A 14,064-nucleotide genomic window follows, 5' to 3' on the forward strand; every position below is an offset into this window, starting at 1 on the left:
GATGACACCGATCCACCACGCCAGAAGCCCCTTCCTTCAGCGCCTGCCGCACCTGCTGCCGGCGCTGTTCGTGCTGTGCAGCCCGGCCTTCGCGCAGACCCAGGCCGGCAGCGACAACGCCCTCTCGCTGAGCTTCGACGCGGCCCGCGCCCGCATGATCGACCGCTCCGACAAGCTGGCCGCGGCCCGCGCGGCCGTCGAGGCGAAGGAGCTGCAGAGCCAGGGCCTCAAGGGCCTGGGCGGCCCGTCGATCAGCGTCTCGGGGCTGGCCTATGCCTACAACGCCAACCTGAACCTCGACCTCGATCCGCTCAACCAGAAGCTCGGGCAGATCGGCTCGTCGCTGCCCTCCTCCATCCAGAGCGTGATCACGCGCGTGCCGATCCCGCAACTGCCCAACAGCTACACGCTCAACCGCCACGACAGCGGCGCCAACGCCTCGATCTCGGCCGTGTGGCCGATCTACATCGGCGGCGCGACCGACGCGGTGCGCGGCTTCGTCTCGGCCCAGACGCGCGAGGCGCAGGCCGATGCCGAACAGGCCGGCCACGAGGTCGACACCCTGCTCGTGCAGCGCTACTTCGGCGCGCAGCTAGCCCGGCGCGCGGCTGCCCTGCGCCTGCAGGCCGAGCGCACCATCGCGCAGCACGATTCGGCGGCGCAGAAGATGCTCGCGGCCGGCGTGATCTCGCGCGTCGAGCGGCTGCAGGCCAGCGCCGCATATGAAGAAGCGCGCCGCAACGCGCGCAAGGCCGAGAACGATGCGGCGCTCGCCGCCGTGGCGCTGGCCCGCACCGTGCGCGCGGACGGCACCGTGGCGCCGCAGACGCCGCTCTTTCTCATCAGCACGCCGATCGAGCCTCTGGGCTACTTCATCGATTCGGCGCTCACGCGGCACCCGGGCCTGGGCAAGGTCGCGGCCAAGAAGTCGCAGGCCGAGCAACTGCACGAAGGCGAAGAAGCGCTGCGCCGCCCGCAGGTGATCGCCTTCGGCACGCGCGAGCTCAAGAGCGGCAACGCCGACTGGGTGGCCGGCGTCGGCGTGCGCTGGACGCTGTACGACTCGGTCGACCGAGACATGCTCTCTGCCGCGTCGCTCAAGCAGGTCGAGCAGGCCGAGCGCACCGATGCGCAGGCTCGCAGCGACATCTCGCTGCTGGTCGAGCGCAACTGGCGCGCACTGGAGAACGCGCGACGCCAGTACCTGGAGATGAAGGCATCCGTTGAACTCGCGCAGGAGGTGGTGAAGCTGCGCACCGCCGGCCTGCGCGAAGGCACGAGCACCACGCTCGACCTGATCGATGCCGAAACCAACCAGGCCAAGGTGCTGACCGAACGCGCGCAAGCCGCCAACGACTACGTGCAGGCGCTCGCGCAACTGCTCGAGAGCGCGGGGCTTTCAGACAGGTTTTCCGACTACATCGCGCGTGCCGACGTGAAGGTGAATTGATGATGAGTGCCAAGACCCGAAAACTGATCGCGATACTCGCCGCCCTGCTCGTGCTGGCGGTGCTCGTCTGGGGTTTCTGGCGCGCGTCGCGGCCCGCGCCGGAAGTGTTCCAGGGCCAGATGGAAGCGCGCGAGACCGACGTCGCCGGCAAGGTGACGGCGCGTGTCGCCGAAGTGCCCGTGAAGGAAGGCGACCGCATCCAGGCCGGCGCGGTTCTGGTGCGCATGGACAGCCCCGAGGTGCGCGCCAAGCTCGCGCAGGCCACCGCCGCCGAGCAGGCCGCGCAGGCGGTTGCCGAGAAGGCGCAGAACGGAGCGCGCCCGCAGGAAGTGGAAATGGCGCGCATGCAATGGCAGCGCGCCGAGACAGCCGCGCAACTCGCGCAGACCTCTTTCCGCCGCGTCGACGGACTGGCGCGCGAGGGCCTGGTGGCCGACCAGAAGCGCGACGAGGCCGAAGCCAACTGGAAGGCTTCGCGCGATGCCGCCATCGCGGCGAAGGCGCAGTACGACATGGCGCGCACCGGCGCCCGCCCCGAGGACAAGGCTGCCGCCAGCGCGCAGGCGCGCCAGGTTGCCGGCGTGGTGGCCGAGGCCGAAGCCGCCAAGGCCGAGACCGAGCTGCGCAGCCCGGTCGGAGGCGAAGTGGCCAAGGTGCTGGCGAAGGTCGGCGAGCTGTCGCCGCAGGGCGTGGCGGTGGTCACGGTGGTCGACCTGAGCGACCAGTGGGTGGTGCTGAACGTTCGCGAGGACCGGCTCTCGCGCTTCGCGCTGGGCGACGAATTCGACGCGCACCTGCCCGCGCTGCCCGAGGGCAAGCGCACTGCCCGCTTCAAGGTCTACTACAGCGCCGTGCTGCCCGACTTCGCGACATGGCGCGCCACGCGCGGCGGCACCGGCTTCGACGTGCGCACCTTCGAGGTCCGCGCACGGCCGCTCAAGCCCATCGAAGGCGCGCGGCCCGGCATGAGCGTGCTGGTGGACTGACCCGGCGACACACGGATTCCTTCGATGAGCCTCCGCGGCTTCTCCACCGCCAGCGCAAGGCGCGAGTTCGCGCTGCTGCGCACGCGACCGTGGGACCTCGCGATGATCTCGTGGGTGCCGCTGCTCGCGGTGTTCCTGATCTGGTGGATCTTCTCGGCCGGCCTGCCCGAGCGGCTGCCGATCGGCGTGCTCGACCAGGACCACTCCTCGCTCTCGCGGCAGGTGGTGCGCTTCCTGGACGCCACCCCGGGCCTGCGCGTGACGCAGCGCTACAGCGACGAAGGCGAGATGGCGCGCGCGCTGACCAGCGGCGCGGTCGACGCGGCGGTGCAGCTGCCGCGCGAGTTGAGCCGCGACGTGAAGCAGGGCCGCGTCGGCCAGGTCGTGCTGCTGCACAACGCGCAGCTCGGCACGCACTCGAGCCTGATCCAGCGCGACGTGCGCACCGCCGTGGCCACCGTCTCCGGCGGTGTCGAGCTCACGGTGCGCAACAAGCGCGGCGAGTCGATGAAGGCCGCGCGCGTGAGCATGGAACCGGTCAAGGCCAGCATGGTGGCGCTGTTCAACACCTCGACCGACTACGAGCAGTTCCTGGGCGCCGCGCTGATCCCGGCGCTGCTGCACATCCTTGCGATGACGGCCGGTGCGTGGGCCGTGGGCCGCGAACTGCGCGACCGCAGCATCGGCGGATGGCTCGGCGCCTCGCCGCGATGGCATGAAGCCCTGGCCGCGCTGGCGGGCAAGCTGGCGCTGCCGTTCGCGAGCCTCTCGGTGGTGGCACTGGCTGCCATGCTGTGGATCACCGCGGGCCGCGGGTGGCATCCGGTCGGCTCGCTCGGGTGGACGCTGTTCGCGTTGCTGGTTTTCCTGGCGCTGTCGATCGCGCTGGGGGCCTTCGTGGCGGCGCTCACTCGTTCGCTGCGCACGGCTCTTTCGGCCACGGGCTTCATCACCGCGCCGGCCTTCGCGTTCGGCGGCGTGGGCTTTCCGCTGGTCGCGATGCCTCTGCTGGCGCAGGTCTGGGCCAACCTGCTGCCCTACACGCACTACATCCGCGTGCAGATGGAGCAGCTGCAGATGGGCGCGCCGGTGGCGTATTCGGTGGCGACGCCGCTGTGGATGGCGCTGGGCACCGGTGTGCTGCTCGCCGCATGCGCTGCGGCGCTGGTGAAGGCCGCCAAGGCGCCCGAGAGCTGGGGGGGACGATGACCGGCACCGAACCGCTTCGCTTCGGCTCCGCGTGGCGCGAGACCGCGCTCGCCGTGCTGCGCGACAAGGGCGTGCTGCTGATCATGCTGCTCGCGCCGATCATCTATGGCTTCTTCTATCCGTGGCCATACGGCACACAGGCCGTGACGCGCGTGCCGGTGGCGGTGGTCGACCAGGACCACACCGCGCTGTCGCGGCAGATCGCACGCTTCGCGCAGGCCAATCCGCGCATCGACGTGCGCATGGTCACGGGCGACGTGGGCGAGGCACAGGAGGCGCTGTGGCGCGGCGAGATCGAAGGCTATGCGCTGCTGCCGGCCGACCTGAAGCGCAACGTGCTGCGCGGCACCTCGGCGGTGGTCACCATCGAGGGCAACGGCGCCTATGCGCTGCTCAACAAGGCGGTGCTGTACGGCTTCTCGGAGGCCGTGGGCACGGTGTCGGCGGGCGTCGAGATCCGCAAGCTGCAGGCCGGCGGCCAGAGCGCGATCCAGGCGGCGCGCAGCCGCAGTCCGCTCAACACGCAGCTCGTCGCGCTGTTCAACCCGACCGAGGGCTACGGCAGCTACGTGGTGCCGGCGGTGGCCTTGCTGATCCTGCAGCAGACGCTGCTGATGGGCGTGGCGATGCTGGCGGGCACCTGGGCCGAGGCCGGACGGCTGCGGGCCTCGATGGGGGCTTGGCTGGGGCGGCTCGGGGCGCTGTCTGGCTTCGGCTTCCTCAGCGGCGTCTTCTACTTCGGCTGGGTGTTCTTCCTGCAGGACTATCCGCGCGGCGGCAATCCGTGGGGAGCGCTGGTGCTGCTCGCCTTCTACGTACCGGCGATCTGCACGCTGGGCCTGCTGCTGGGCTGCTGGTTCCGCGACCGCGAACGAGCCTTGCAGGTGCTGCTGTTCACCGCGCTGCCGATGGCCTTCCTCTCGGGCTTCTCGTGGCCCGTGGAAGCCCTGCCGGAGCCGCTGCAGGCGTTGCGCTGGCTCTTTCCGAGCACGGCGGGCATCCAGGCCTCGCTGCGGCTCAACCAGATGGGAGCGCCGCTGCATGACGTGCTGCCCTATCTCGGCGTGCTGCTGTCGCTGACCCTGGCGGGCCTGCTGACGCTGCGGCTGGCCGCGACGACGCCGAAGCAGGCCTAGCGCCGGCTCTCGGCCGCCACGGCGCGCACCAGCCGCGTGGCGGGCGCCACCAGCTCGCGCAGATCGCCCGCGCGGTTCTGCTCGATGGCCTGCAGAACCAGCTCGTTGATGCCGCCCACCACCGTCATCGCCATTTCGCTTGTCAGGTGCACGGCGGGCCCCTCCGCGCTGCCGTTGCTGCTGGTGTTGATGGCGACCTGGATGAAGTTGGCGATCTCGTCGTTCACCCGTCGCCGCACCACGAGCCCCGGCATTCCGAGGCCCAGGATCTCGACGAACAGCGTGCGCAGCAGCACCGGGTCTTGGGCGAGGTAATCGAAGTACGCCGTCATCGCTTGCTCGACCTGCGCGTGCCACGGCTGCGCCGGGTCGAAAGCCTCGCTCACGGTCTGCAGCGCGAGGCGGCTGGCGGTTTCGTAGAGCGCGATCAGGCACTCGGTCTTGGTGCTGAAGTGTTCGTAGAAAGTGCGGCGCGACACGGCGGCCTCGCGCACGATGTCGGCAATGGTGGTTTCGGCGTAGCCCTTGGCCGCGACGGCATGCGCCATGCCCTGCAGCAGGCGCGCATAGTGCTCGCTTCCGGGGCCCTCGGCAGACTTGGAGGGAGCCGCTTTTTCGATGGTTTCGCTCATGGACGGCACATTTTCCTACGATCAGGTACTTGACAGTACCAATTCACAATTGCAACATGGCGACTCGCGGTACTGAGTTGTACCAACAGATCCACCCCACGCCGACCGTGCTTTTCCGAGGCTTGTTTTCATGACCGATCTCGTTGTCCGCCGCCTGCTGATCGACCTGCAACCGCCCTTTGCCCGCGACTGGTGCGGCGGCGACGCATTCTCGACTGCTTTCTTCAATGCGCTGTCGATGAGCTTTCCCTTCGGCGAGCAGTTCTTCATCGACGCGGTGCGCGACGCCGTCGCCACGCTGCCGGCGGAGGTGCAGGAGCAGCACAAGGCCGATGTGCGCGGCTTCATCGGGCAGGAAGCGACGCACCGGCGCATTCATTCGCTCTTCAACAACCATCTCGAGAACCAGGGCCTGGTCGACCGCTGGACGGCTCGCGCCAGCAAGCGCATGGAACTGATGGAAGGCGCCGATCCGCGTCATGCGCTGGCGGTAACGGCGGCCACCGAGCACTTCACGGCCATGTTCGCCGAGTGGCTGCTGGCCCACCCCGAGATCCTCGACGGGGCCGAGCCCCGGTTGCGCACCATGTGGCTGTGGCACAGCGCCGAGGAGCTGGAACACAAGAGCGTGGCCTTCGACATCTACAAGGCCGCGGGCGGCTCCGACGAATGGCGCACGCGCTGGTTCCGCCGCGTCACGATGATGTTCCTGGGCGACCTGATGCGCCAGACCATCGACAACCTGCGCCACGAAAAGCAGCTGTGGAAATGGTCGACCTGGAAGAGCGCCGCGCGCATCCTGCTGGGTCGCAACGGCCTGCTGCGCGGCAACGTTGCCGGCTGGCGCAGCTACCTGCGCGCGGATTTCCATCCGATGCAGCAGGACAGCAGCTTGTCGGAGCGTTGGCTCGCGGATAACCGGGCGCAGTACACGCCGGTGGGCGTGGCACCCGAGGCGGCGGCCGCGCGCTGACGGCGTCGGACCGCGCTCAATCGCTCAGAAGAAGGTGGCGCGGGTCGTCGTGTTGCCACCGGCCTGCTGGTGCTCGGGGCGCATCTGCAGATCGTGCAGGGTGTCGAAGTCGGACGGAGCATCCGGCACCCGCATCACCACTTCCAGCTCGTGCATCGACGCGACCCAGCGACCGGCCGGCGACTCGGCCGGCTCGTCGTTGGCGAACACGCCGTCGCGGATGTAGATGGTTTCGCCTTCGGGGCGCTCGGCGTGCAGCTCGATCAGGCGCGCGATCGAGAAGTTGTAGGTCACGAGCTTCTCGCGCGTCTTGCGGTCCTTGCCGCCGCAGTTGAACGAGCCTTCGGCCGCGATGACGATGCAGGAGCCGTCCACGCCGCCGTCCATCTCGATTTCGTTGCCCGAGCGCCAGATGGCGTTGGGCAGGCGCACGCGCACCTTGTCGATGACCAGGTCGCGCTGCTTGTTGAGGCTGCCCAGCGGCGGCACCAGCGAGCGCAGCTGGCGCAGGCGCTCGGCGAAGTTGTCGTCCATCAGGAATTCGACGTGGTGCGTCGCGCTGCCGGAGGAACGCCGGACCACCTGCATAACGACGTGGCGCGACTTACCCATGGCAGAACCCCCTGGCAAAGGTTGAATTCCGTAGCCCGCAGGGGGTACGGACGGCGTGGCAGCAATTCATTGGAAATCAGCTACTAATAGGACTTTTGATTACATGCAATTACATGCATCATTTGTGTCCAACTGTATAGCGATTACCCGCGACGTGGAAGCCCATTCCGTGATTTATGCACGAGGAAATGTCGCCAAAATGCCTCCTCGATGTGGTAGCTGGGTACCCCATCAGGCACCGCCAAGGCCCTATTCGAGGGCTTCGTCCAGCGCCTTGCACGAAGGCGCACACACGGTCTGCGACTTGCCCAGCACCTGGCGGGTGCGCAGCTGGGAGCGCACGCGGTGCTTGCCGCACATGAAGCACGACATGGTCGCCCCGCTGAACGACGCCGAGGCGCGGAACGGCGAGCCCGGCGCCTTCGACTTGTAGCGCAGCCCGTCCGCCACCACCGCAGTCTTCACTTCACCCTTCGCCATGCATCTTGTCCTTGCTGTTCGGTTCTGCACGGCGCATTGCGCGTGCAATGGCTTCCCGGGCACCGATTTCGGCCGCCAGGGAAGCGTCCAACGCCGAGCGGCAAAGCCCGGCGTGCTTGTAATTGAGGTTCTCGTAGACCTCGGCCGCGGCCGGATAGGCATCGAGCAGGCGACCTAGTTCGGCGCCCTGCTCGACGTCCTCGAACTCATGCACGAGGTGTTCGACCACGGAACGGTACTGCTCCGCCCCAACGGGTACGGCGCTGTGCTCAAGCTTCTCCAGCAGTTGCGCCAACACGTGGGTCACTGCCAGATCGGTCCTGGGAGACGGATTATCGGTCGTGTTCATGGCCTGCATCTGGGGGCAGCATACGCCTATGCAAGTGGCTGCTCGTACAGGGTTGTCTCCGGCTGGCCGGCGTTTTCGGCCTTCTGGTGCGCCGCCTGCATCCGCTGCAGCAGGCTGTGAAGCATTTCGGTCGACAGCCCGTGGATCACCAGCCGGTGCCCCGCCCGCAGGGTCGACAGCGGCACCAGCGGGTGCTTGTTGTTGACCAGGATCAGGTGTTCCGGCGCGTTCAGGATCGTCGCCGCATAGATGCCGATGGTCTCGTCCAGCTGCAGGGAGTTGGCCGCGCGCCAGAAATCGTTGTCCGTGAGCATCAGCTGGTACAGCGGCGTGAAGAGCTCGATGGCGCTCTGCAGGTCCAGGAAATTCAGCCTGCCCTGAGGCATGTCCTCCAGCCGCAGCCCAGGCTCCCGGATCATCGAGAAATCGACCTTCTCGGCCTTGCACAGCGCCAGCCCCCTGTCGCGCAGCGCGGTGTTCAGCCGGATCACGAAGTTGAAGAGGTTCAGGTCGTGCTTCAGGAACATCTCGTCCTTCAGCGCGTCGATGTCGGCCGGCTCCAGCGGGTTGGTGGCCACCGGCGCCGGCGAATTCCGCCCGATGAAGGCCAGGATCTGCGAGCCCAGGTGAAAGTGCCGCAGGATCAGCCAGTTGGCCTCCGGCGACACGAAGCGCTTCAGCCCCCAGGCCAGCAGCCGATGCAGCAGGATCGAATGCGACCAGTTGCGCGGCACGAAGACCTTGGCAATCTGGATCAGGATGATCGTCAGCCGCGCGATCGGCCTCAGGAACGGCAGCAGGTACTGCCGCGAGCCCGAACTCGAATCGGCCAGCCAGGCGGCCTTGACGTCGTCGGGCAGCGGCGTGCTCTGGTCGAGGTAGAGCGCCAGCCAGGGGCTGGGGTCGCGCTCGTCGTGGGCTTGCGTCAGGAATTCAGGCGTTCGATCCATGGGGCATTCGCTGCGTGATGTGTTGGAACTGCATCAGGTATAGCGCGGCCGTGTGTCGCGCGGTCTCGACGATCTGGCCGGCGGCGCGCGCCTGCCCTTCCACGGCCATCACCATCTCCACGGCCGTGAGCCAGCGGCTCAGGTGGTTCTCGTCGTTGTGGCCGTGGTATTCGAGGAAGCGGAAAACATCCGGTGGCAGCTTCAGGCTGGCCTTGAGCAACGGCAGCAGCGCCGGCACGATGCGCTGCCCCGTGCCCTCGATGATGTAGATCGCCCCCAGCAGGCCGATCGGGTCGCGCGTTGCGGCCAGGCCGTGCAGGTAGGCATTGAGCGCCTCGCCGCCGGGGTTGCGGCGCAGCTCCTCGATGTTCTCGACCATGCCGCCGGCCTTGCGATAGTCGCTGAAGAGGATGTTGAAGTCGTTCTGCTCCTCGCCCGCGTGCACGCCGATCAGCGAGGCCAGCATCTGGTACGGCTCGCTCAGCGAGGCGGCGCCTTCGCGCATCCACTTGCTGCCCTCGCGCACCTGCGGCACCCATTGCTCCATCCAGTTCAGGTAGTCGGGCACGGCGAAGCGGCGCTCGCGGATCTGGCGGATCAGCGGCGTGCGCCACGCGCGCGAGCGGTAGTCGTGCCAGATGGCGGCCAGCTCGGTCAGCAGCGCGCCCAGCCCCTCGGGTGCGGCGTCGGGGTCGTGCGGGGGAGCGATCACGAGGTCGTCATCGGGAACCGCCGCCGCGCGCGGCGCCACCACGACAGGCGCGGCATCGACAGCTTCCACCTCCAGCAGCATGTACGCCGCCATGAAGCGCCCCGATTCCGGCACGTAGCAGAAGATCTGCTCGCCCGGCTTCAGCCACCTGGTGTGCAGGAACTCGGCCAGCATCACGAGAATCGACGCCGCCCCGGTATTGCCGCGCCACGCGAGGTTGCTCCACCAGCGCTCGCGCGGGATCGACAGGTCGGCCTTGGCCATCAGGTCCTCGACCACCGGGATGAACTTCTCCGACGAGTAGTGGCACAGGAAGTGGTCGACCCGCTTCGGATCGACCCAGCCGTCACGTACCAGCCCCGCGTATTCGTGGATGCCGATGTCGAACAGGTGCGGCAGCAGCCGGATGTCCTGCCGCAGCGACAGCGCACCCGCAGCCTCGGCCTCGGCCCATGAGCCGAAGTCGAGATGGCCGCGCGCGCGGTCCTCGGTAAGCCCCAGCTGCATGCAGACCGGATAGTCGCCCGAGAAAGCACGCTGGTGCACCCACTTCAGCTTCAGGCGCAGGCCCGGCGAGCCCGCCAGGGCCTGTGCACCGTCGGACAGCAGCAAGGCGCCCGCGCCATCGGACAGCATCCAACGCAGGAAGTGCGAGTCGAAGTCGGTCTCGTAGCCGCGAGCCGCGAAGCGCGAACGCTTGAAGAGGCGCGACGGCATCTCGCTGGCCACCGCCATCGCCGAGCGATGCGCGCCCAGCTCGATGCCCTGCGCGGCCGTCTGGATCGCCGACACGCCCGCCGCGCAGATGCCGTGCACCGAATGCGTTTCCATGGGCTGTGCCGCCAGCTCGCCCTGGATCATGTTGGCGAAGCCCGGCATCAGCGTATCGCCGCCCGACGAGCCGCTGGCCAGCAGCGACACCCGCGACAGCTCCGCGCCGCCGCGCTGCAGGCAGTCGCGGATCGCGCCGGCCGCCAGTTGCGCATTGGTGTGCCGGGTCACGCCTTCGGCGTCGATCGCGTAGTGCCGCGTGAGGATGCCGTTCTCCGCCAGGATGCGCCGCTTGATGCGCTCCGACATGCGGTTGAGCGGCGCGATGTACGCGTCCATGCGGTCGTTGGAAATCGGCTCGCCCGGCATGAAGTAGCCGGCGCTTTCTAGGTACACGCGTTGGAATGAGACAGGCATGGTTCAGTGAGTTGATGAATCGCGGGGCATCAGCGGGCGGCTGCGAAAACGCGGCCACACGGCCCCCAGCACGAAGACGCGCACCATGTACGGCACCAGCCCGCCCTCGTTGAGCACGGGGTCCACCTGCGCGCGGTAGTGCGCGCGATGCAGGCGGGTGAGCTCGGACCAGTGGGCATGCGGGTTCTCGTGGTGTGCGGTGTGCAGGCCGATGTTGAACAGCAACGGGTTCACCAGCCCTTCGAAATTGCGTGCGTAGTTCAAGCGGCTACCCGCGGTATCGCGCGATGCCCCCGGCGCCTCCTTCCGCATAGGTTTCCGGCCGTCGGCGTGCGCGTGCTGCAGGTAGTTGGTCGCCAGCAACCAGTGCAGGCCGTGCAGCTGCGGCACGATCACGAACAGCAGCGCCTTGCGCCAGTCGATCGCCAGCAGCACCGCCCAGCTCGCCAGCCACACCGCGTACTGCGCCATGCAGTAGCGCCAGGCCCCGCGGCGATGCAGCCGCAGCCGCCCGAGCCACGCGAAGAAGAGCGGCATCAGCACCCACACGGCCTGGAACGGATGCAGCAGGTAACCCCACAGGTGGTTGGTGTCGCCGCCGAAGCGATAGGTGCGCGCCACGTCCTTCGGTCCGTGCCGGTGGCGATGATGGTTGGCCACGTGCGCGGGCCAGAACACGAAGGTCGGATGGCCCTGCAGCAGCGTGATCCAGAAATCGGTGAGCCTGTTCAGGCGCCTGCTGCGCCACATCCGCAGGTGCACGTGGTTGTGGTGGATCACGCCGACGCCGAGCGTCAGGAACAGCATCAGACCGTAGAGCAGCACGTCGAAGCCGTGGAACCACTGCCACGTCGCCAACGCGGGCAGAGCCACGAGGTAGGCGAGGCTCTGCCAGTCGCGCCAGTGGCGCAGCAAAGGCAGGCGGCGGCCCGCGTCAGGCCGTGGCGCCATGCTTCTTTCGGAAAGCCTGGAGAACCGGTTCGGCCGCGTCGGCCGCAACGCGCGTGCCGAACAGCCGGTCCATGAAGGTGAACTGGAAGCCGTAGTTGCCGTTGTGCACCGCGTGGTGCAGATGGTGCCGGCGGCTAGCAGCGAACCAGTGGCTGTACGACACGCCGGTGAAGAAGTCGTAGTTCGAGTGCCCGATGCAGTTGAAGAACAGGCTGAACACCGGCACAGCCGCGAGCGACCAGAAGCTGAAGTCGTGCACCACCATCGGCAGCAGGATCACGTTGCCCAGCATCAGCGCCTCGATCGGGTGGAAGCTGTAGGTCGACCACGGCGTGGTCACGAACGAGCGATGGTGCGGTCCATGGAAACGCCGCAGCCAGCGCGTGTGCAGCAGCCGGTGGTTGATCCAGAAATGCACGTCGTTCCAGATCGCGAGCACGATGATTTCCACCGCGATCTGCCGCCACCCCGCATCGGGATCGAGCCGCGCCCAGCCCAGCTGCAGCAGCCCCCACGGAAACACCATGCCCAGCCCGAAGATCAGCACCGACACGCCCGACTGCGTCAGCTCGCGCCGCAGCTGCCCCGGCTGCAGCGGCCGCGGATCGAGCACCCGCCCGACGCCGAGCGCCGGCAGCACGCGCTTCGTCAGCAGCCAGGTGGCGGCGCCGAAGCAAAGATAGATGCCGCCGAAGAAAAGCAGGCCCCACAGCATGACCTGCGGGGCGGACAACGAGGTGAAGGTCTGCGCCATCCCCCGAGGCTACAACAGCATCTCGGGAACGATCGGCGCGATGAGCATGTTGTAGAAGCGCTTGAAGAAGCCCGACTCCGGCTCGGTCGTCAGGATCATCTCCTTCTCGCCGTCGTTGGTGAGCCACTCCAGCGTGCCGGTGTCCTTGGCCAGCCGCAGCCGGTAGGAGTTCTGCAGCTTGCTGATGTTGATGACGCGCAGCATCTCGCGCGCCAACTGCGGGCTGTCGACCACCAGCCCCATCTCGGTGTTCTGGCTGGCCGAGCGCGGATCGAGGTTCATCGAGCCGATGAAGATGCGCCTCTTGTCGATGGCGGCGGTCTTGGCATGCAGCCGCCCGAGCGACTTGCCGAACATGCCGAAGCGTTCGCCCGCGGTGGTTCGCTGCGGGCTCAGCTCGTACAGGTCGGCGCCGCTTTGCAGCAGCTTCTCACGGTAGCGCGCGTAGCCGGTGTGCACCAGCGGCTCGTCGTTGGCGGCCAGCGAATTGGTCAGCAGCGTGAGCTTGACCTTGCGCCGGCCCAGGTCCTGGAACGCCTCCATGCCGCGCTCGCCCGGCACCAGGTAGGGCGAGGTCAGGTCGACCTCGCTCTGGGCGTCGAGCAGCAGCGCCCAGACCTTCATCGTGACGCTGGTGGCGATGGCCTCATCCGCCGTCATGGTCGTGGGCTTGGTGGGCGGATCGGCAATGGCGCGCGCCTCGCCCCACAGCAGGCCCATGCGGCCGGCGTCGAGCTCCTCGGCGATGGGGCCGTAGCCCAGGATGTCGGACGGCGGCAGCACCACCTTCGGCGGCGGTGCCGCCATGCCCACCCAGCTGTCGAAGTCGGCGCCATTCGGCTTGCGACCGCCCTCGCCCGTCACGATGTCGGCGATGGGCCAGACCTGCTGGCTGTTCCAGTAGGCGTCGAAGATCGACTCGAGCTGCGGCACCACCTTGCCGACCACCAGCGCGTCCATGTCGATGAAGTTCTGTGCCTCGTTCAGCACGAAATACTCCTCGGCGATGTTGCGCCCGCCCACCACCGCCATCACGCCATCGGCGATGAAGAGCTTGTTGTGCATGCGATGGTTGAGCCGCGGAATCTCCCAGGGCGACGCCGCGAAGCGCGACAGGAAGCCGTTGCGCCCGCAGCAGAAGGGATTGAACAGGCGCACGTCGACATTGGGCGTCTCCGACAGCGCCAGCAGCAGCTGCTGGCTCTTGACGGTGTAGAGGTCGTCCACCAGCACCCGCACCTTCACGCCGCGCATCGCCGCCTCGCGCAGCGTGCGCAGCAGCAGGCGGCCGACGGGGTCGTTCTCGAGCTGGTAGTACTGCACCACCAGCGAGCGCTGCGCCCGCTGGGCGAGCTGGAGGCGCGCGTCGAGCGAATACACGCCCAGCGGCATCAGCCGGAAGCCCGAATGCTCCTCGGGCGGCGTCGAGGCGGCGACGATCTTCGCCAGCATGGTCGAAGAATCGGCGGAGGCGGCGAACTCCGCGGGCCGCTCCCGCGCCGGCGGCAGCGAGCCGCAGGCGCCGAGCACCGCGGCCAGGGCGCCCGCAAGCGCGATGCGCAGAAAGGTTGAGAACCAGGCGTTCATGATGGTGCTTCCGTTGCTCAGTTCTTCTCTTCTTCTCATCGTGGTGTCCGACTGTCCTGTTCGTTCTCGTTCTTTACGCTGGCCGGCTTGTATCG

Annotated in this window: 14 protein-coding genes; 5 read left to right on the plus strand and 9 right to left on the minus strand. The window is 67.9% G+C overall.

The window, feature by feature from the left end; translation table 11 throughout:
- The first annotated feature begins 1 nt into the window (after window position 1).
- The 4 genes from BMY35_RS03135 to BMY35_RS03150 are packed head-to-tail and all read left to right on the plus strand — an operon-like array spanning window position 2 to window position 4,781.
- Window positions 2-1,450 (plus strand): TolC family protein, encoded by a 1,449-nt coding sequence (locus BMY35_RS03135; protein ID WP_256228094.1) that lies wholly within the window; start codon window positions 2-4, stop codon window positions 1,448-1,450.
- On the plus strand, window positions 1,450-2,436 hold the full coding sequence (locus BMY35_RS03140; protein WP_093195511.1) for an HlyD family secretion protein: 987 nt from the start codon (window positions 1,450-1,452) through the stop codon (window positions 2,434-2,436). Before BMY35_RS03135 ends, BMY35_RS03140 begins: the two co-directional genes overlap by 1 nt.
- 24 nt (window positions 2,437-2,460) lie before the next feature.
- Window positions 2,461-3,645: an ABC transporter permease gene (locus BMY35_RS03145; protein WP_093195512.1), complete on the plus strand. Its 1,185-nt coding sequence runs from the start codon at window positions 2,461-2,463 to the stop codon at window positions 3,643-3,645.
- A complete protein-coding gene (locus BMY35_RS03150) occupies window positions 3,642-4,781 on the plus strand; it encodes an ABC transporter permease (RefSeq protein WP_093195513.1) in 1,140 nt (379 codons plus the stop codon). The genes BMY35_RS03145 and BMY35_RS03150 overlap by 4 nt, the downstream gene beginning before the upstream one ends.
- On the opposite strand, the gene BMY35_RS03155 is transcribed toward BMY35_RS03150, so the two are convergent.
- Window positions 4,778-5,413: a TetR/AcrR family transcriptional regulator gene (locus BMY35_RS03155; RefSeq protein WP_093195514.1), complete on the minus strand. Its 636-nt coding sequence runs from the start codon at window positions 5,411-5,413 to the stop codon at window positions 4,778-4,780. The genes BMY35_RS03150 and BMY35_RS03155 overlap by 4 nt on opposite strands.
- 130 nt (window positions 5,414-5,543) lie before the next feature.
- On the opposite strand from BMY35_RS03155, the gene BMY35_RS03160 reads away from it, so the two are divergent.
- A complete protein-coding gene (locus BMY35_RS03160; RefSeq protein WP_093195515.1) occupies window positions 5,544-6,386 on the plus strand; it encodes a metal-dependent hydrolase in 843 nt (280 codons plus the stop codon).
- A 24-nt stretch (window positions 6,387-6,410) separates the two neighbouring features.
- On the opposite strand, the gene BMY35_RS03165 is transcribed toward BMY35_RS03160, so the two are convergent.
- The 8 genes from BMY35_RS03165 to BMY35_RS03200 all read right to left on the minus strand — a co-directional run bounded on the left by BMY35_RS03165 (window position 6,411) and on the right by BMY35_RS03200 (window position 13,969).
- On the minus strand, window positions 6,411-6,998 hold the full coding sequence (locus BMY35_RS03165) for a hypothetical protein (RefSeq protein WP_093195516.1): 588 nt from the start codon (window positions 6,996-6,998) through the stop codon (window positions 6,411-6,413).
- A gap of 249 nt (window positions 6,999-7,247) precedes the next feature.
- Window positions 7,248-7,478 (minus strand): hypothetical protein, encoded by a 231-nt coding sequence (locus BMY35_RS03170; protein WP_019653008.1) that lies wholly within the window; start codon window positions 7,476-7,478, stop codon window positions 7,248-7,250.
- Window positions 7,465-7,836: a hypothetical protein gene (locus BMY35_RS03175; RefSeq protein WP_093195517.1), complete on the minus strand. Its 372-nt coding sequence runs from the start codon at window positions 7,834-7,836 to the stop codon at window positions 7,465-7,467. Before BMY35_RS03175 ends, BMY35_RS03170 begins: the two co-directional genes overlap by 14 nt.
- 17 nt (window positions 7,837-7,853) lie before the next feature.
- Window positions 7,854-8,777: a DUF6999 family protein gene (locus tag BMY35_RS03180; RefSeq protein WP_093195518.1), complete on the minus strand. Its 924-nt coding sequence runs from the start codon at window positions 8,775-8,777 to the stop codon at window positions 7,854-7,856.
- Window positions 8,761-10,677, minus strand: coding sequence for a StlD/DarB family beta-ketosynthase (locus BMY35_RS03185; RefSeq protein ID WP_093195519.1), 1,917 nt, complete (start codon window positions 10,675-10,677; stop codon window positions 8,761-8,763). The genes BMY35_RS03180 and BMY35_RS03185 overlap by 17 nt, the downstream gene beginning before the upstream one ends.
- A 3-nt stretch (window positions 10,678-10,680) precedes the next feature.
- Window positions 10,681-11,628 carry a fatty acid desaturase family protein gene (locus BMY35_RS03190; protein ID WP_093195520.1) on the minus strand — a complete coding sequence of 316 codons (948 nt, stop codon included), beginning with the start codon at window positions 11,626-11,628 and terminating at the stop codon, window positions 10,681-10,683.
- Window positions 11,612-12,382 (minus strand): sterol desaturase family protein, encoded by a 771-nt coding sequence (locus BMY35_RS03195; protein ID WP_093195521.1) that lies wholly within the window; start codon window positions 12,380-12,382, stop codon window positions 11,612-11,614. The genes BMY35_RS03190 and BMY35_RS03195 overlap by 17 nt, the downstream gene beginning before the upstream one ends.
- A gap of 9 nt (window positions 12,383-12,391) precedes the next feature.
- On the minus strand, window positions 12,392-13,969 hold the full coding sequence (locus BMY35_RS03200) for a phospholipase D family protein (protein WP_093195522.1): 1,578 nt from the start codon (window positions 13,967-13,969) through the stop codon (window positions 12,392-12,394).
- Between the last annotated feature and the right edge of the window lie 95 nt (window positions 13,970-14,064).

Origin of the sequence: Variovorax sp. YR750 (assembly GCF_900109805.1) — a bacterium.
Taxonomy (GTDB): Bacteria; Pseudomonadota; Gammaproteobacteria; order Burkholderiales; family Burkholderiaceae_C; genus Variovorax; species Variovorax gossypii.

What these genes read in the sequence shown, in the direction of transcription:
- BMY35_RS03150 (WP_093195513.1), top strand. Translation starts at nt 3,642, where the DNA reads ATGACCGGCACCGAACCGCTTCGCTTCGGCTCCGCGTGGCGCGAGACC.
- BMY35_RS03140 (WP_093195511.1), top strand. Translation starts at nt 1,450, where the DNA reads ATGATGAGTGCCAAGACCCGAAAACTGATCGCGATACTCGCCGCCCTG.
- BMY35_RS03185 (WP_093195519.1), bottom strand. Translation starts at nt 10,677, where the DNA reads ATGCCTGTCTCATTCCAACGCGTGTACCTAGAAAGCGCCGGCTACTTC.
- BMY35_RS03170 (WP_019653008.1), bottom strand. Translation starts at nt 7,478, where the DNA reads ATGGCGAAGGGTGAAGTGAAGACTGCGGTGGTGGCGGACGGGCTGCGC.
- BMY35_RS03155 (WP_093195514.1), bottom strand. Translation starts at nt 5,413, where the DNA reads ATGAGCGAAACCATCGAAAAAGCGGCTCCCTCCAAGTCTGCCGAGGGC.
- BMY35_RS03135 (WP_256228094.1), top strand. Translation starts at nt 2, where the DNA reads ATGACACCGATCCACCACGCCAGAAGCCCCTTCCTTCAGCGCCTGCCG.
- BMY35_RS03175 (WP_093195517.1), bottom strand. Translation starts at nt 7,836, where the DNA reads ATGCAGGCCATGAACACGACCGATAATCCGTCTCCCAGGACCGATCTG.
- BMY35_RS03180 (WP_093195518.1), bottom strand. Translation starts at nt 8,777, where the DNA reads ATGGATCGAACGCCTGAATTCCTGACGCAAGCCCACGACGAGCGCGAC.
- BMY35_RS03165 (WP_093195516.1), bottom strand. Translation starts at nt 6,998, where the DNA reads ATGGGTAAGTCGCGCCACGTCGTTATGCAGGTGGTCCGGCGTTCCTCC.
- BMY35_RS03145 (WP_093195512.1), top strand. Translation starts at nt 2,461, where the DNA reads ATGAGCCTCCGCGGCTTCTCCACCGCCAGCGCAAGGCGCGAGTTCGCG.
- BMY35_RS03160 (WP_093195515.1), top strand. Translation starts at nt 5,544, where the DNA reads ATGACCGATCTCGTTGTCCGCCGCCTGCTGATCGACCTGCAACCGCCC.
- BMY35_RS03195 (WP_093195521.1), bottom strand. Translation starts at nt 12,382, where the DNA reads ATGGCGCAGACCTTCACCTCGTTGTCCGCCCCGCAGGTCATGCTGTGG.
- BMY35_RS03190 (WP_093195520.1), bottom strand. Translation starts at nt 11,628, where the DNA reads ATGGCGCCACGGCCTGACGCGGGCCGCCGCCTGCCTTTGCTGCGCCAC.
- BMY35_RS03200 (WP_093195522.1), bottom strand. Translation starts at nt 13,969, where the DNA reads ATGAACGCCTGGTTCTCAACCTTTCTGCGCATCGCGCTTGCGGGCGCC.